Raw genomic sequence first — 15,183 nt, forward strand, 5'->3', positions numbered from 1 at the left:
GAGAGCTCTCCTAGGTGTTCAGGCGCAGAGGCCCAGGCGAATCAGCAATGCGGAAACCAGTTCATCTGGCGTGCCGGAAACATCGAATGGCTCGCCCAGGCCGGCATTTGACTCACCTTCCAGAACCGCGCGCTCCTCGACCACCGTCTGCATCTCGAAGTCCTGTTCGTCGATGGCGCGGGCGCTCTGGCGTAGGCGAATCCGCCTGAGATTCTCGTCAAACGGCAGGACCAGGCGGAAGCAGCGTACATCTCCGTCGAGATCACTCAGCGCCTGGCGCAGCGCATCGAGTTCAGCGGCCGTGTGCCATATGTGGTTGATGACGAAGTAGCGATAGCCATGGGCTAAGTGGTGCTTGACCAGCAATGCCAGCGTCGAATGCAGGTACCCCAGCTCGTCCGCGGGAGGCGGGTTCACGGCGACCACCTGATCGCCATCGAGCATCACGCTCGCGTCCAGCCGCTCCATAAGCGCCTCGGAGAGCGTCGACTTGCCGATGCCAAGGGGGCCGTTCAACACAATGATCATCAATCTACCCGCCTTTCGTGAAATCGCCTTGGTCGATGGCCACTCGAGCGGCCTGCTCAGGGTCCGTTACTGGCACTGGGCGATGGGCATGTCCGCCTTGCCGAAGGTGGCGTACACCAGATCGATCTGGTGCGCGCGCATGACATCGCTCAGCTCTGGCGTGCAAACCAACTTCTGCCAGCGTTCCTGGCGGGCTTGATTCTCGGGGGACAGTATCTGGCTGTTCAGCTTGCCGCTCAGCTGCAACTCCGAAGGCTGCGCGGCGGCAAACGAGAGATGGAAGAGCGACCAGCTCTCGCCGGCAGCAGCTGCCTGTGCCGGGTCAACGCCATTCTTGGCGCCGAGAAACTCCAGCTTCAGGTCGGCGGATTGCGCTGCGACTGCTGTACCGACGCGAGCCAGATCCGCGATGGCGGCTTGATCGGCGGGGCTGATGCTGGAGGACGATTGCGCGCTTCCCGCCTCAGGTTGCTGATCACATCCGGCTAACGCACCGAACGCCAGGATGGAGCAGAGAAACAGGGGCTTGAATGGCTGGAGATCGATCATGTGGGCTCTCGAGATACCGGTGAACTTTCAGGTGGCCGCGTGGCAGTTGATTGTGGAGTAATGGCGGGGCAGAGAGGTCAGGCGCGACGCCCCTCCAATACCCTGGCTAGCCTTTTCATCCCAATCGCGGCGCGCTTGCGCATGATTCTGCGGGCGAGTGGCAGGAGCGTGATCCTGGCGAGGAGGCGATCATTGCGGCTGAACATCCGCCACACGACCCGACATGCGCCGGCATCGATGGAGTGGAACTCGATTTCCATCCTCGGCATCAGCGGCGGCAGCTGGCCTTCCGTGACGAACAGTTTGTTCGGCTCCGCTGCAACGGCTGTGATTGCAACCTTGCGGTTGCCGCGCATGGGGATGGCGACGGTTTCAAGGTAGGTTTTCCCGGGGGCGGCATGCGCTAGCTCGTTCGCCGACTCGATGGCTAGGACACCAGGAAACCACTCGCCGAACGTCTCCAGATTGGTGATGTATTCATACGCCACACTCACCGGGCAAGCTATCTCGGCAGTGTTTTCTGTCAGTAGATACACGCGATGCTCCTTCTATCCACGGGCCGTGGTGACCGTAGAGTGGGGGCAGGGTTGTGATTGCTCAAGGGCAATAGCCGATTGCTGCCGCTTCGAAAGGCCGGAGCGTGCCTTGGCGTAAGACCAGGTGATCAGCTCCCGAAGGTAGTCGGCCGGAACCGTCTCGACATCCACGATGGTGACCCAGCGGAACCTGGCCATATAGCGGGCCGGCTTGATGCCCGGCACGTCAGTCAACTCCAGGAAGCGCTCCGCAGAGGTGCAGATACTGAAGCGCCACTGCTCCGGCTCGCTGGTCTTGAAGTACGCGAACTTTCTGCCGCCCACGTAGTAGACAAGGATGTTGCTGGGTGCGTCGTAAAGCTTCGCAGAGACACCGGGGAGTCCACGGCAGTAGTCCTTGACGGCGGCAATATCCATAAAATCCGTGCCCTCTAGCGTGGCCAATCTGAATCATCCGCTATGTGGCGGATTCAATTCGCAGGGAATCAGCTCGGCTCTGTGTGTTGGAGTTGCATTTCTCATAAACGGGAGAATGAACTTCCCCAAGTAATTCGCGTTATTGGTTTCGATCTGCATGCAGGTCCTAGTATCTGGCTTTAAATTCACCTGCAGTTTAAAGCCAGGACTACCTGTCGATGAAACGGTAAAGGTACGACTTCCCGAGGGTAGCTTAAACTCAACTGTCTTGCTTATTCTCATGTAGGAGAGAAGCGTTTTGTCGTTATCGACAAGATTAAAGCCGCTCTCTCCTAGCTTTGCTTCCTTGGAGATTACGATCAACGTAGCAGTGCCGGCCTGCTCTGAGGCCCCAGTTGATGGTCCAGGCGTGCGTATGGTTTCATTTTGACAACCGGTCATCAAAACAACACCGAGCATTACAAGTTTTTTCAAAACATTATCCATGTACTGATTGAAAGGGCTGGCAATTCTCACTGGACTGATAGTGGCGCAGCTTGAGGTATTGTCATGTTCAGCTATTACTTATGGCTAATAATTTGTTTCATTTCAATCTCCGGCTTATCTGGCGACCCAAGTCTCCATTGGGGCAGCGGCGCTATGATTAGCGCAGCCCAGCCACCGATGGTAGTTATCTTGAAGGATCCTAACGGCACTATTTTTTGCTGATCTGTAATGGTCGAGGCACTATATGTGTCTGCGCAATGCGTTGGGATTAGCCCAAATGTAAGCACAAACAGCATCGGCTCGAAGCACTGAAATCCCTCCGGATGTAAATTCTCTTGTTTGACTAGAATGGGTGCATCTGGATTAAGCATCATTTTTGCCGCGGACGCATTATCGGTCATCTCAACTTTGTAAGTCGCACAGCCGCCTATGAACGTTAGCAAAATAGAACTGATTATTTTCTTCATAGGGTGCTGAACTGGCCAAAAGCAGACATTAGCAGAAAGGCGAATACAATGATCCCAATGCAGCACACATATGTTTCATTTCTAGACCCGCTCAGCCACTCATTCTTCGGGTATTTCCGAGCGTTGCCACTTTTACAAAAGGCCAGCCAATAGAGTAGAAAAATGAGCTCAGCAGTATTTCTGTTACGAGGTAGCCAAGAAGTCGTGCAGCGAAGCCGAGGATTTCTTCCATGTGTCACCAGCGCATAGCATTTAGTTAATCGAGCGGTTTCAACCGACCCCGAATGAGCAAGGGTTAAAAATCTAGAGCATTTTATTGAGCGGCAGGTGAGTGGGTGCGTGAGATAGTGTAGTGCGCCCAGGCAGTTGGCATGAATAAAGCTACGCTTATTGCGTATGTTTTTATGGTTCTAGCCATGTCGTGATCAGCCGGAATTGATGGGTGGTCGTTTCCGTACACAGGGCGCAAGAAATACTCTAGCGTTATCATTACTAATATTACCCGCCACAGCTGCGAAGGAAGAATGGCTGATCGATTCACGGCGTAAAGTATATTCCCCAAAGTGGTGAGTATGTATAGAAGCACAGCTGGCAATGTATATATCAAGCTTAAATCGGCGAGTATGCTGTTTGTTGCGCACAGGGCGAGCCAGATGGCGAAAATTACTGAATACACAAGCATCCACCACTTTATTCTTGGTGCCATGCGAAGGGGCGCGACTGATGATTGCGGTGGGGTGCATGGGTTATACATGTCATGCCTAAAAAATAAGGGTGTTCGCCAATTTTGCTTAGGGTGCCCAGGTGAGCGATACGAACGATTCAGAATTGTGATGCGCTACTGGCAGTGTTGGCGTGCCTCTTCTTCTGTTTTTACCTCTGTTCCGTTGCAGTGATAGCCCGGCACGGCGCAGTGAAGATATGCCTTACCTAATTGCTTAGCTTCGTACTCACTTCCAATTACTGTGGGTGCATTTCGCCCGGCAGTTGCTTTGCAAGACTCCTTTCTTGAATCTACTTTATTTATGCATTGACTTTTGCTGATGTTGAATGACTTGGTTGAGTTGTCGCACATTTTTAGCGCGGTCTCGTGCCATAGCTCAAATAAATTTTCTTGCGGGATGGGTTGGTTCTAGATGTTGCTTATGCTGTATTGATTCGTGCCGCTCGCGCTGCCTAGATAATTATTTTGTACGCATAGTACGCCGCGGCAGATAGTACGATCAGAATGATGATTTTCTTCATGTTACTTCCTTGTGATAACGATTGGCTAAGGGGCGGCCAATAGCGCAATTATTGGACGTCCCGAGTGAGCGAAGCGAACGTGTTAGGCTAGTACTGAGGTTCAGCAATGAACTGGATATCGACCCGACTATTCTCGGGACTAGATGGGTCATCCTCATTCAGGAGTTCATCTGCTCCATTGCCAACAGTATCAATGTCGAAGTCAGATGAAAGGTTCAGCGCCCTGCGGACAGAGCTTGCTCGCATATAAGAGAGGCTATACTCGTCGTCGCTAGCTGTGCAATCACTTTCGATGGTGGTGTTTTTTGTAGAAGGGATATTGGAGTTGCCGCTAATTTGTAGTGTTATTGATTCGTCACTCTCCAATGCAGATTCAATTAACTCGCCTATATTTTTTGAGATTTCACCTTCTGCTGTTTCGTTTAGACACTTACTATAATCCTGGAAGCTTTGCCCTTTTACTCTAATAAGTGCCTTTTCTGGAACTATTTCAATGTGCAATAAGCCTTTGCTTTTGACTAATTCTGAAATGGAGGTGATGGCTTTTGCGGCGGTTGAGTTTTTTGCGGCCTCTGAGTCGGCCTGCGCGAAAGCTGGGTGCAGCAAAATGGCGATAGATAAAGCGCTGTATATTGGTTTCATCGTGCGTCCTAGGTTGAGTTGATGTTGGGGTCGTGGTGTTAGCCTAACATTTGGTTAAGGGGCCGGCTTTAGCCGGTCCCGAGTGAGCGAAGCGAACGACTTGAACCATTTGTTAGGTGACGCTCTTGAGTTGGTGATATTTGCTGCTGAATTGGTGCCTTGAGTCACTTTGCTTTACATGCTCGTTAATTCCGAGCAGCCAAAACTTCGAATTCTTTTTCCAGTTGCCATGTATGTAAGTGGCGAAAAATTCGTATGGATGCCCAGCAACCGATAGCCCTTCAAGAGCTTTTTTGATCATGTCGAGGTGGCGCCAGTTATACGCCCACAAGACGTCTTCTTTTGCCTCGATGTAATGATATGGTTTTGGAAGCTCTGCATAGCTCAGGCCTTCAGCTGTAAAGCTGCACTTTGTACAGGCCAAGGTGAAGGGCTTGCTCTTCCAGGATGGACTGAGGTCTCCGACAATTACTTGATTTAGGGCTGCCTCTACATCCACTGCCTGAGCCATGTGTTTGCACTTAGGACACAAAACATGAATTTCTCTTGCTCGTTGCTTGTGGTCGTAGCGTGCGTGATTAACGTTTCCGCTGGATCTAAAGCCGTAGCGTTTTTCAACGGACTTTTTGCCACTACGAATTTCCATGGATAACCTTTGGCACCTAACGATTAAGCTAACGGGCAGGCAAAAGCGTAGCTTTTGACTGTCCAGCGAACGAAGTGGGTGGCAGTTGAGCGCATTGTTAGGCTTAACCCTTTGAGTCGTCGAATACTTCAAGCTCTATCTTTTTGCGAACCCATGATTTCACCCTGCCAACACTTATACTTGAATTATCTTCAAAAGCAATTTCTGTTCCGTCAGGATCTATTTCGTCATAAATAGGCAGCAAACTGGATAGGCCTTCAAATACCCAACGTCCTTTTCTTCCTTTGCCATCTGACCAGTCGCTTTTGTTGTCAATTCCTAAGTTGCCGTATTCGACGGCTTTATAGGCTTTCTCACGATCTTCTGCTTTGAAGATCACTGTGTTTGCAAATGCGCGGCAGCGACGCTTATCGTTTGATTTGTCTTCATCATCAAATTCAAAGCGCTCTATTAATGTGGCTACCCACCAACCGTATGGACTTATATTTCTTGTTGGGATGTCATTGCTCATTTAAGTGGGCCTAACGTTCAAGTTAAGGGGCCGCGGAACGCGGTCCCAGTGAGCGAAGCGAATGGCTTGAACTTGTTGTTAGGCTTTTGCGGTATGTTAGTAAAGAATCTCTCTGCAAGAGCTGGACACACGCGGGCCTGACCAAAATTCACAGGCGTGAGCATAAAGTCCCTATGTACCAGTTTCCGTCCAAGCCTTTTCTCTGCGCATGAGAGGCAAAGCATTCCGTCAATTCTTGGATTTATTGACTTCCAGACCTTTAGCTTGAGCATGTAATACTCTTGGCTTGCGTCTGTGTCTTTGGAGCAGTCAAGGCAAAGCCAGCGCTCTTGGCCTTGGGCGATTTTCTCTGCGTCAGTGAGCATTCAGCTTTGGCCTAACGTTTGGCTAAGGGGCCGGCTTCGCCGGTCCCGAGTGAGCGGAGCGAACGACTTGAGCCAATTGTTAGATTGCCCAGCCGTACGCTGCAAGTGAGGCAAGCGCTGCGCTTTACCGGCGGTGCGCACGGCGTGTCGGTTTTGGCCCGGACAGTTATTTGTGATGTGCACATGCTTTGAACGCAACTCCTTTGCTGGCCACAAATAACGGCCTCTACTGCCAGGCGACCATTCGATTCAGGAACACCGCGACGGTGCGGTGATTGTGTTTCCTGGCTCGGTGCTGAAGAACCAATATTGCCCTTGCGCCTAACGATTAAGCTAAGGGGCCGGCTTCGCCGGTCCCAGCGAACGGAGTGAGCGCTTTGAGCGCATTGTTAGGTGCTCTCACTGGCAATTGCCTGCTCAAGCTGCTCTACACAAGCCTTAACCTCAGGGTAAGACTCTACCCATAGACTGCCAAGATATTGCTTAACGCTCCTCGGTCCGAGGAGCTGCTTGATGCTGTGAGTATTAATAGCCTGCAGAAGATCATGCGCAAGCTCCAAAACGACTTCGCTATGGGAAGAATTGGGTTGCCCGTACTCGACGTTGTACATCCAAACCCGGTTTATCTCTTTGATTAGTTTCCCTGCAGCTTTGGAGCTTGCACTGCGGTCTCTGGGCATCCTTTGCACCTAACTATAAGTAGACGACACAAGTGGCGTAATATTTTCCGCCATATGTGTCGCATAACATTCCTTGTCGTCCGCTAAGTCCTTGTTTGGCCTGAAGAGCGCATCAGCAAATGCGCCATAGGAGGAAGGCAAAAGCGACAGGGGTTCGCAAACTCCGGCTGCTCCATCAGGAGCAGCGATTCGTTTGCGACCCTATGCGATTTGCCTTGAGGCTGTCTATCCGTTGGGACGTATAGAAAGGTCAGGCGCCTTCGGTTTTCAGGCGGCCGGCCTGTTCCGACTTTTGCCTGAGCTTCTTGGCCCGCTTCTCCAGCACCAGATAAACCACCACGGCCACCAGCAGCGGCAGCAGCAGGTAGATGGCGCGGTAGCCGATCAAGGCGGCGAGGACTGCGCCCTTGGAGGCCTGGCCTTGCAGCATGGCGATGAATACCGCCTCCAGCACGCCGAGGCCGGCGGGGATATGGGTGATGACGCCGGCGATGCTGCTGACCAGCATGATGCCGAGCACGGTGGGGTAGTCCACGCCGTCGGGCATCAGCAGGAACACCAGCAGGCTGGACAGCGACCAGTTGCACATGGACATGCCGGCCTGGGCCAGCGCCAGGCGCAGGGGGGGCAGGGTGACCTCGTGATCGCGCCAGGTCCAGGAGCGGCGACGGGCGAAGCGACAGGCCAGCAGGTAGCTGGCGGCGACCAGCAGCAGGGTGACGCCGATCATCTGCAGCGCGGTGGTACCGATCTCCCATTGTTCCGGCAGGCGCACCAGGCGCAGGGCAAACACGCCACCGGCGAGGATCAGGTAGCCCAACCAGTTGGTGATCAGGCTGAAGGTGAGGATGCGGGTCACCATGGCCACGCCCAGTCCCAGGCGCGAGTAGAGGCGGTAGCGCAGGGCGATGGCGCCGACCCAGGAGCTGAGATTGAGGTTGAACGCATAGCAGACGAAGGTCAGCGGCAATATCTGCCGTGCCGGCAGGTGGTGGCCGGTATAGATGCGCCCGAGCAGGTCATAGCTGGCGAACAGCAGGAAACTGGCGGTGGTGATCGCCACGCAGGCGGCCAGGGTTGGCCGGTCGAAGCTGCGCAGGGCCTGGACCACCTCGCTCCATTCCAGGTTTTTCACCAGCATGAATAGCAGCACAGGCACCATGATGAAGAACAGTGCCGTGAGCAGGCGCTTTCCCCAGCGAATCCAGGGGTTGGGATGTGGCTTGCTCATGGCAGCTTGCCCTGGCTGCAGAGGGCGTCATGCGTCTCGTCGGGCTCTGGGCGCAGCGATTTCAGGCGCGGCGAATGGCCGGGGAACTTGGACGCGATGGCCGGGAACAGCCGGGTGAAGTGGAAGCACAGGAAGATCAGCGGAGCACGCCACCAGTAACCGCGGATCGCGCGCTCCAGGCTGATGCGCTTGCAGTGCTCGCTGATCAGGGTTTGCAGGTGTTCGTGGAGCTGCTGGTTGAAGCGGGCGTCGCGGATGAACAGGTTGGCTTCCAGATTCAGCGCCAGGCTCAGCGGGTCGAGGTTGCTGGAGCCCACGGTGGCCCATTCGCGATCGGCCAGGGCGACCTTGCCGTGCAGCGGGCGCTGGCAGTATTCGTGGATTTCCACGCCGTCGCGCAGCAGGTAGTTGTACAGCATGCGCGAGAAGCCGCGAGCCCAGGGCATGTCCGGCTGGCCCTGGAGGATCAGGGTCACCCGCACGCCGCGGCGGGCGGCGTTGCGCAGTTCGCGCAGCAGACGATAGCCGGGGAAGAAATAGGCGTTGGCCACCACCAGGCGGTAGTTGGCCGAGCGAATGGCCAGCAGATACTGGGTTTCGATGTCCCGGCTGTGAGCGTCGTTGTCGCGCACCGTCAGCAGCATGCGGGCGTCGCCGGCGAGGCGGGTGACCGGGCGTACCTGGCTGGGCTCGTCGAGGGCAGGGCGCATCACCCGCAGACTGGCGGCATGCAGGTCGGCGACGATCGGGCCGACGACTTCCACCGCGTAGTCCTGCTTGGCCATCGGGCCGAAGTCGCCAAGGTGGTCGGCCGAATAGTTGATGCCACCGACGAAGGCACGCTCGCCGTCGATCACCACCACCTTGCGGTGCAGGCGGCGGAACAGGTTGGTACGCATGCCCAGCCGGCGCGGGCTGGGGTCGAATACATGGATATTGACCCCGGCGCTGGTCATGGCGGTGACGAACTCGCGGCTGAGGTCGGCGGTGCCGTAGCCGTCCACCGTCAGTTCGACGCGCACGCCACGCTGGGCAGCATCGATCAGCACCTGCTGCAGCTCGTTGCCAACCTTGTCCTCGAAGATGATGAAGGTCTCGATCAGTACTTCGCGCTTTGCCGCGCGAATGCATTCGAAGACTCGCGGGTAATACTCCTCGCCATTGATCAGCAGCTGGACCTGATTTCCTTCGCGCCAGTTGTAATTCATAGGTGAATCTCCACAGCCAAGGGGGCATGGTCGGAAAGGTGGGACCAGGGTCGGGTCGATAGCGCGACGGGCGCATGGCTGGTCGCGTTGCGCACGTAGATGCGGTCCAGGCGCAGCAGCGGCCAGCGCGCCGGGAAACTCTTGGCCGGCTCGCCAAATTCGCTGGTAAAGACTTCGTGCATGCCCTGTTCGGCGAGGACTGCGCTGGCGGTCTGGCGCCAGTCGTTGAAGTCGCCGGCGACTATGACCGGCTCATCCGCCGGCAGGCTCTCGACCAGGCGGCAGAGCAGGGCCAGTTGCTGGCGGCGGTGCACCTCGCGCAGGCCCAGGTGCACGCAGATGGCATGCACCTGGCGCGGGCCGGGCACATCCAGCACGCAGTGCAGCAGGCCGCGCTGCTCGACCACGCCGATCGACACATCCAGATTCACGTATTGGCTGATGGGGAATTTGCTCATCAGCGCGTTGCCATGGTCGCCGTCCGGGTACACCGCGTTGCGCCCGTAGGCGAACTGCGGCCACATGCTGTCGGCGAGGAATTCGTAGTGCGGCGTCACCGGCCAGTTGCGGTGCCGGCGGGCGTGGCGCTGATGGGTGCCGAGTACCTCCTGAAGAAACACCAGGTCGGCTCCGGTGGCGCGTACCGCCTCGCGCAGCTCGGGCAGGATGAAACGCCGGTTGAGGGCGGTGAAGCCCTTGTGGGTATTGATGGTCAGCACCTTGAGCTGATGCACGGCGGGCGCTTGCTCCACCGTGAGAATCGGACTGGGTTCGCTCATACCAGTTCTCCTTGCCGGCGCTGCGGCGAACGCCCCAGGCCTTCCAGCAGGTGGCGCGCGTCGTAGGGCGCGCGCACCTTCACGTCGTTGTCGAAGTAGCAATACAGGTCGCGCGGCCGCTTGCTCGGCTGGTGTTCGGGGTCGATCAGTCGGGCGTCATCCGGCTGCCCGCCAGCGGTCCAGGCTTCGATGCGTTCCTGCCAGCGCAGCAGCGCCTGGGGCGAATAGCCGCTGGTGTAGAGCTTTACGTCGCCGTGCAGGCGCAGGTAGAGGAAGTCGGCGGTGACGTCCTCCATATACGGCCATTTACTCGCGGTATCGGCCACCACCAGGGCCACGCCGTGCTGGCGCAACAGCTCGACGAAGGCCGGGCAGAGGAAGCTGTCGTTGCGTATCTCCACCGCATGGCGCAGCGCGCGTCCCGGCTCGGCTTCCAGATAGCCAGGCACATGCAGCCGCGCATCGGCGTGCCGCGCGCAAGCGCGTGCCTGCTCGGTGTCTTGAGGCAGCCGACCAAGGAAGTCGCCGAACAGCTGGGCATCGAAACCGAAGGTGGGTGGGAACTGCCAGAGGATCGGGCCGAGTTTGTCCTTCAGCTGCAGCGGGCCGGAGGCGAAGAAGTTGGCCAGTGGCTGGCCGACATCGCGCAGGCGGCGCACATGGGTGATGTAGCGCGGCGCCTTGACGCTGAAGACGAAGTCCTCCGGCGTGTCGGCATACCAGTTGGCGTAGCGCTGCGGATTCTGCAGGCCGTAGAAGGAGCCGTTGATCTCGATGCTGTTGACCTCCCGCGAGGCGAACTCCAGCTCCCTGCGCTGGGGCAGCCCCTTGGGATAGAAGTCGCCACGCCAGGGGGCGTAGCGCCATCCCGATATGCCGATGCGAATATCACTCATGGAACTCCCTAGGACCGCTTGGGCACCATTGTGGTCAACATGTCGCCGTTGGACGCGGGCGCTTCGATGGTCTGCTCGAGGCGGCCGCTCTTGATCTGCTCCTCGCTGCCTACGCCCAGCTGCATCTGCGGGTGCAGCTCGACCTTGATCCAGCCTTCGTCGCGGCGGTCGAACGCCTTGAAGGCTTCGATGGCATCGCTCATAGGCTTGATCTGGGTGAGGATCTTGGCCGGGTCGATGCGGTGGTTGAGTACCAGGTCGATCAGCAGCGGGATGTATTTGCGGTGATGACAGTTGCCCATGTTGATGGTCAGGTTCTTGTTCATCGCCGCGCCGATCGGGAACACCCGCGCCTGCTGCGGGTAGACGCCGATGATCGACAGGGTGCCGGCCTTGTCCAGCGCTTCCACGGCCCACTGCAGGGCCTGACTCGGCGCATTGCCGGGGTGCCAGTTGGCGCCGTCCGGGTGGGTCTTGGGCGCGACTGCGGCCATCTCTTCGCGGAACTGGCCGACTTGCTGGGAATTGGCGTGACAGGAGCACTCGGCGTCCACGCCGACAGCATCGATGGCGCGGTCCACGCCAATGCCGCTGGTCAGCCGACGCAGGGTCTGCACCGGGTCTTCCAGGTCGAAATTGATCACCTCGGCGCCTTGCTGGCGGGCCATGCGCAGGCGGTCCTCGAGGTGGTCGATGGCAAATACTCGCGAGGCGCCGAGCAGCTTGGCGCTGGCGATGGCGAACTGGCCGACGGGGCCGCAGCCGAACACCGCCACCGTATCGCCGGGCGTGATCTCGGCCATCTCGGCACCGAAGTAGCCGGTGGGGAAGATGTCCGAAAGCAGGATGGCCTGGTCGTCGCTGATCTCGCGGGGCAGCTTGACCAGGCCGATATGGGCGAAGGGAATGCGAGCCTTCTCGGCCTGCAACCCGTGGAACGGGCCGGAGGGCGAGGGGCCGCCGAAGAAGGCCGTGCCGGCCTCCTTGCCGTTGGGGTTGGCCTCGTCGCACTGGGCGTAGTAGCCAGCGCGGCAGTAGGAGCAGTTGCCGCAGGCGATGGTGGAGGGAATCACCACCCGGTCGCCGATCTGCAGGTTGCGCACATCCTCGCCCAGGGCTTCGACGATGCCGACGCCCTCGTGGCCAAGGATGGTGCCCTTGGCCATGCCGGGCACGGTGCCGCGCACGAAATGCAGGTCGGTACCGCAGATCGCCGAGGCGGTCAGGCGCACGATAGCGTCGGTGGGCTCTTGCAGGGTGGGCTCGGGCACGTCATCGAGACGGATGTCGCCCACATCATGGAATACCACGGCTTTCATGCGGTTCTCCGACTCGCTCTGCCCGCAGGCTTCAGTGGGCCTGCGCTACGCCGCGCAGCAGGGTGCTGCTGGACTTGTCGCTACGGGCGCTGGCGATGTTGCCGAGGGACACCACGCCGATCAGGCGCTTCTCGCGGCTGAGTACCGGCAGGCGACGTTTCTGGATATCCGCCATGTTCTGCGCCACGTGCTGCACGTCTTCGTCCTCGAAGCAGTAACAGACGTTGCCGCTCATCACCTGGCGTACCGGGGTGTCGCTGTTCAGGCCTTCTGCCACCGCGCGCACGGCGATGTCGCGGTCGGTGAGCATGCCCACCAGGCGGTCGTTTTCCTCGACCAGCAGCGCGCCGCTGTCGATGCGCGCCATCAGCGCGGCGGCCTCACGGATGCTTTCTTCGGGGCGCACTGTCTGCACATTGCGGGTCATGATTTCGCTGATCTTCATGTCGTCCTCCTGTGTCGAAAGTGACGGCGCCGCTTTTGCGGCGCCTACAGCTTCCGACTGGAGGGGACGGGCGCGGTTCAGGCTTTTTTCGCCGTGGATCAGTCGCCTTCCTTCTGCAGCTTGAACAGCAGCAGCGAGCGCGGCGCCACCTGGAACTGGCTGCCGAAGGCGAACTGCTCGCTGCTGCGCTGCTGTGGCTGATTACTGTCGAGCAGGCCGACCCAGGCCGAGCCTTCGGCCACCTCCGGCAGGAGGAAGTCCACGGACTCGTGGTAGGCGTTGAGGATCAGCAGCAGGGTGGCATCCGCGCCGCTGCGGCGGATGCCGGTGGGTTGGGCGCGGCCGTCCAGAAGCATGCCCATGCAGCGGGCCTCGCCGTCGTGCCAGTTTTCCTCGCTCATCTCCTCGCCATTGGGTGCCAGCCAGGTCACGTCCTTGACCCCTAGCTCTTCGTTGTAATGGCCGACGAAGAAGCGCCCGCGACGCAGGATCGGGTAGGCGCGGCGCAGGGCGATCAGGCGCCGGGTGAAGGCGATCAGGCCCTGGCCTTCCTCGTCGATGTTCCAGTCCACCCAGCTCAACTCGTTGTCCTGGCAGTAGGCGTTGTTGTTGCCCTGCTGGGTGCGGCCGAACTCGTCGCCGGCCAGCAGCATCGGCGTGCCTTGGGCGAACAGCAGGGTGGCCAGCAGGTTGCGCATCTGCCGCAGGCGCAGCTCGCGGATCTCCTGGTTGTCACTCGGCCCTTCACAGCCGTGGTTCCACGAGATGTTGTTGTCGGTGCCGTCGCGGTTGTCTTCGTCGTTGGCCTGGTTGTGCTTGTGGTCGTAGGACACCACGTCGCGCAGCGTGAAGCCGTCATGGGCGGTGATGAAGTTGACCGAGGCAAAGGGCCGTCGGCCGCGCTGGTTGAACAGGTCACCCGAGGCGGTGAGGCGGCTGGCCAGCTCCGCCAGCTGGCCGCCGTCGCCTTTCCAGAAGGCGCGGGCGTTGTCACGGAACTTGTCGTTCCATTCCGCCCAGCCGGGCGGGAAACCGCCGACCTGGTAGCCGCCGGGGCCGCAATCCCAGGGCTCGGCGATCAGTTTGACCTTGCTCAGCACCGGGTCCTGGCGGCAGGCGACCAGGAAGCTGTGGCGCTCGTCGAAACCGTCGGCGTAGCGGCCGAGGATGGTTGCCAGGTCGAAGCGGAAGCCGTCCACGCGCATCTCGGTGGCCCAGTAGCGCAGCGAGTCGGTGACCATCTGCAACACGCAGGGGTGCGACAGGTCGAGGGTGTTACCGGTGCCGGAATCGTTGATGTAGAAGCGCCGGTCGTCCGGCATCAGACGGTAGTAGCTGGCATTGTCGATGCCGCGCATGCACAGGGTCGGGCCGCGCTCGTTGCCCTCGGCGGTGTGGTTGTAGACCACGTCGAGAATCAGCTCCAGGCCGGCATCGTGCAGGTGCGCGACCATCTCCTTGAACTCGCTGACCTTGCCGCTGGCCAGGTACGCCGGGTGCGGGGCAAAGAAGCCGATGCTGTTGTAGCCCCAGTAGTTGTTCATGCCCTTTTCCAGCAGATGCTGGTCGTTGACGAAGGCATGTACTGGCAGCAGCTCGATGCTGGACACCCCGAGCGCGCGGATGTGCTTGAGCAGCTCCGGGTTCATCAACCCGGCGCAGGTGCCGCGCAGGTTCTCCGGCACGGCCGGGTGCAGCATGCTGATGCCGCGCAGGTGGGTCTCGTAGAGGATGGTGCTGTCCCACGGCACGCGGATCGGCGCCTGCTCACCCCAGGTGAAGGCCGGATCCATGACCTTGCTCTTGGGCACGAAGGCGGCGCTGTCGCGCTCGTCGAAGCTGAGGTCGGCATCCGGATGGCCGATGGTGTAGCCGAACAACGCCTCGGACCACTGCAGCTTGCCCACCAACTGCTTTGCGTAGGGGTCGATCAGCAACTTGTTGGGGTTGAAGCGGTGCCCGGCGTCCGGCTCGTACGGGCCGTATACCCGGTAGCCGTACACCTGGCCGGGATGGGCATCCGGCAGGTAGCCGTGCCAGATCTCGTCGGTGTATTCGGGCAGCTCGATGCGCTCGATTTCGGTCTTGCCCTGGTCGTCGAACAGGCATAGCTCCACTTTCGTGGCGTGGGCGGAAAACAGGGCGAAGTTGACGCCAAGACCGTCCCAGGTGGCGCCGAGGGGGAAGGGGTGGCCTTCGGCGATGCGCGAGCGCTGCTTACCCATGCTCACCT

At 58.8% G+C, this 15,183-nt stretch carries 16 protein-coding genes; all 16 read right to left on the minus strand.

Going from position 1 to position 15,183, the window contains the following annotated elements:
* Window positions 1-18 precede the first annotated feature (18 nt).
* The 16 genes from IB232_RS09105 to glgX all read right to left on the minus strand — a co-directional run bounded on the left by IB232_RS09105 (window position 19) and on the right by glgX (window position 15,175).
* Window positions 19-528, minus strand: a complete 510-nt coding sequence (locus IB232_RS09105; RefSeq protein ID WP_192398194.1) for a Gar/GrdA family gentamicin resistance ATP-binding protein — start codon at window positions 526-528, stop codon at window positions 19-21.
* Window positions 529-594: 66 nt separating this feature from the next.
* Complete coding sequence (locus IB232_RS09110) at window positions 595-1,077, minus strand: hypothetical protein (RefSeq protein WP_192398195.1); 483 nt, start codon at window positions 1,075-1,077, stop codon at window positions 595-597.
* A 77-nt stretch (window positions 1,078-1,154) separates the two neighbouring features.
* The gene (locus IB232_RS09115) at window positions 1,155-1,613 is read right to left on the minus strand and encodes an SRPBCC family protein (RefSeq protein WP_192398196.1); all 459 of its coding nucleotides are present in this window, start codon (window positions 1,611-1,613) and stop codon (window positions 1,155-1,157) included.
* Between the two features lie 12 nt (window positions 1,614-1,625).
* Entirely contained in the window at window positions 1,626-2,030 is a 405-nt protein-coding gene (locus IB232_RS09120) for an MmcQ/YjbR family DNA-binding protein (RefSeq protein WP_192398197.1), read from the minus strand.
* A gap of 33 nt (window positions 2,031-2,063) precedes the next feature.
* The gene (locus IB232_RS09125; RefSeq protein WP_192398198.1) at window positions 2,064-2,546 is read right to left on the minus strand and encodes a hypothetical protein; all 483 of its coding nucleotides are present in this window, start codon (window positions 2,544-2,546) and stop codon (window positions 2,064-2,066) included.
* 44 nt (window positions 2,547-2,590) lie between these two features.
* Window positions 2,591-2,983: a hypothetical protein gene (locus tag IB232_RS09130; RefSeq protein WP_192398199.1), complete on the minus strand. Its 393-nt coding sequence runs from the start codon at window positions 2,981-2,983 to the stop codon at window positions 2,591-2,593.
* A 1,332-nt stretch (window positions 2,984-4,315) separates the two neighbouring features.
* The gene (locus IB232_RS09135) at window positions 4,316-4,870 is read right to left on the minus strand and encodes a hypothetical protein (RefSeq protein WP_192398200.1); all 555 of its coding nucleotides are present in this window, start codon (window positions 4,868-4,870) and stop codon (window positions 4,316-4,318) included.
* A gap of 112 nt (window positions 4,871-4,982) precedes the next feature.
* The gene (locus IB232_RS09140) at window positions 4,983-5,516 is read right to left on the minus strand and encodes a hypothetical protein (RefSeq protein WP_192398201.1); all 534 of its coding nucleotides are present in this window, start codon (window positions 5,514-5,516) and stop codon (window positions 4,983-4,985) included.
* A 103-nt stretch (window positions 5,517-5,619) separates the two neighbouring features.
* Window positions 5,620-6,027: a DUF4288 domain-containing protein gene (locus tag IB232_RS09145; RefSeq protein ID WP_192398202.1), complete on the minus strand. Its 408-nt coding sequence runs from the start codon at window positions 6,025-6,027 to the stop codon at window positions 5,620-5,622.
* Window positions 6,028-7,322: 1,295 nt separating this feature from the next.
* Window positions 7,323-8,303 (minus strand): lysylphosphatidylglycerol synthase domain-containing protein, encoded by a 981-nt coding sequence (locus IB232_RS09150; protein WP_192398203.1) that lies wholly within the window; start codon window positions 8,301-8,303, stop codon window positions 7,323-7,325.
* Window positions 8,300-9,511, minus strand: coding sequence for a cardiolipin synthase ClsB (gene clsB / locus IB232_RS09155; protein WP_192398204.1), 1,212 nt, complete (start codon window positions 9,509-9,511; stop codon window positions 8,300-8,302). The genes IB232_RS09150 and clsB overlap by 4 nt, the downstream gene beginning before the upstream one ends.
* Window positions 9,508-10,290 carry an endonuclease/exonuclease/phosphatase family protein gene (locus tag IB232_RS09160; RefSeq protein WP_192398205.1) on the minus strand — a complete coding sequence of 261 codons (783 nt, stop codon included), beginning with the start codon at window positions 10,288-10,290 and terminating at the stop codon, window positions 9,508-9,510. Before IB232_RS09160 ends, clsB begins: the two co-directional genes overlap by 4 nt.
* On the minus strand, window positions 10,287-11,186 hold the full coding sequence (locus tag IB232_RS09165; RefSeq protein ID WP_192398206.1) for a DUF72 domain-containing protein: 900 nt from the start codon (window positions 11,184-11,186) through the stop codon (window positions 10,287-10,289). Before IB232_RS09165 ends, IB232_RS09160 begins: the two co-directional genes overlap by 4 nt.
* A gap of 8 nt (window positions 11,187-11,194) precedes the next feature.
* The gene (locus IB232_RS09170; RefSeq protein WP_192398207.1) at window positions 11,195-12,505 is read right to left on the minus strand and encodes a zinc-dependent alcohol dehydrogenase; all 1,311 of its coding nucleotides are present in this window, start codon (window positions 12,503-12,505) and stop codon (window positions 11,195-11,197) included.
* 31 nt (window positions 12,506-12,536) lie between these two features.
* Entirely contained in the window at window positions 12,537-12,950 is a 414-nt protein-coding gene (locus tag IB232_RS09175; protein WP_192398208.1) for a CBS domain-containing protein, read from the minus strand.
* Window positions 12,951-13,048: 98 nt separating this feature from the next.
* On the minus strand, window positions 13,049-15,175 hold the full coding sequence (glgX, locus tag IB232_RS09180; RefSeq protein ID WP_192398209.1) for a glycogen debranching protein GlgX: 2,127 nt from the start codon (window positions 15,173-15,175) through the stop codon (window positions 13,049-13,051).
* Window positions 15,176-15,183 lie beyond the last annotated feature (8 nt).

Origin of the sequence: Pseudomonas sp. PDM15 (genome assembly GCF_014851565.1) — a bacterium.
In the GTDB taxonomy this organism is placed as follows: domain Bacteria; phylum Pseudomonadota; class Gammaproteobacteria; order Pseudomonadales; family Pseudomonadaceae; genus Aquipseudomonas.

Bases quoted from the DNA above. Each gene is read 5' to 3' on its own strand.
- IB232_RS09105 (WP_192398194.1), bottom strand. From the start codon at position 528: ATGATCATTGTGTTGAACGGCCCCCTTGGCATCGGCAAGTCGACGCTC.
- IB232_RS09110 (WP_192398195.1), bottom strand. From the start codon at position 1,077: ATGATCGATCTCCAGCCATTCAAGCCCCTGTTTCTCTGCTCCATCCTG.
- IB232_RS09120 (WP_192398197.1), bottom strand. From the start codon at position 2,030: ATGGATATTGCCGCCGTCAAGGACTACTGCCGTGGACTCCCCGGTGTC.
- IB232_RS09130 (WP_192398199.1), bottom strand. From the start codon at position 2,983: ATGAAGAAAATAATCAGTTCTATTTTGCTAACGTTCATAGGCGGCTGT.
- IB232_RS09135 (WP_192398200.1), bottom strand. From the start codon at position 4,870: ATGAAACCAATATACAGCGCTTTATCTATCGCCATTTTGCTGCACCCA.
- IB232_RS09140 (WP_192398201.1), bottom strand. From the start codon at position 5,516: ATGGAAATTCGTAGTGGCAAAAAGTCCGTTGAAAAACGCTACGGCTTT.
- IB232_RS09145 (WP_192398202.1), bottom strand. From the start codon at position 6,027: ATGAGCAATGACATCCCAACAAGAAATATAAGTCCATACGGTTGGTGG.
- IB232_RS09150 (WP_192398203.1), bottom strand. From the start codon at position 8,303: ATGAGCAAGCCACATCCCAACCCCTGGATTCGCTGGGGAAAGCGCCTG.
- clsB (WP_192398204.1), bottom strand. From the start codon at position 9,511: ATGAATTACAACTGGCGCGAAGGAAATCAGGTCCAGCTGCTGATCAAT.
- IB232_RS09160 (WP_192398205.1), bottom strand. From the start codon at position 10,290: ATGAGCGAACCCAGTCCGATTCTCACGGTGGAGCAAGCGCCCGCCGTG.
- IB232_RS09165 (WP_192398206.1), bottom strand. From the start codon at position 11,186: ATGAGTGATATTCGCATCGGCATATCGGGATGGCGCTACGCCCCCTGG.
- IB232_RS09170 (WP_192398207.1), bottom strand. From the start codon at position 12,505: ATGAAAGCCGTGGTATTCCATGATGTGGGCGACATCCGTCTCGATGAC.
- IB232_RS09175 (WP_192398208.1), bottom strand. From the start codon at position 12,950: ATGAAGATCAGCGAAATCATGACCCGCAATGTGCAGACAGTGCGCCCC.
- glgX (WP_192398209.1), bottom strand. From the start codon at position 15,175: ATGGGTAAGCAGCGCTCGCGCATCGCCGAAGGCCACCCCTTCCCCCTC.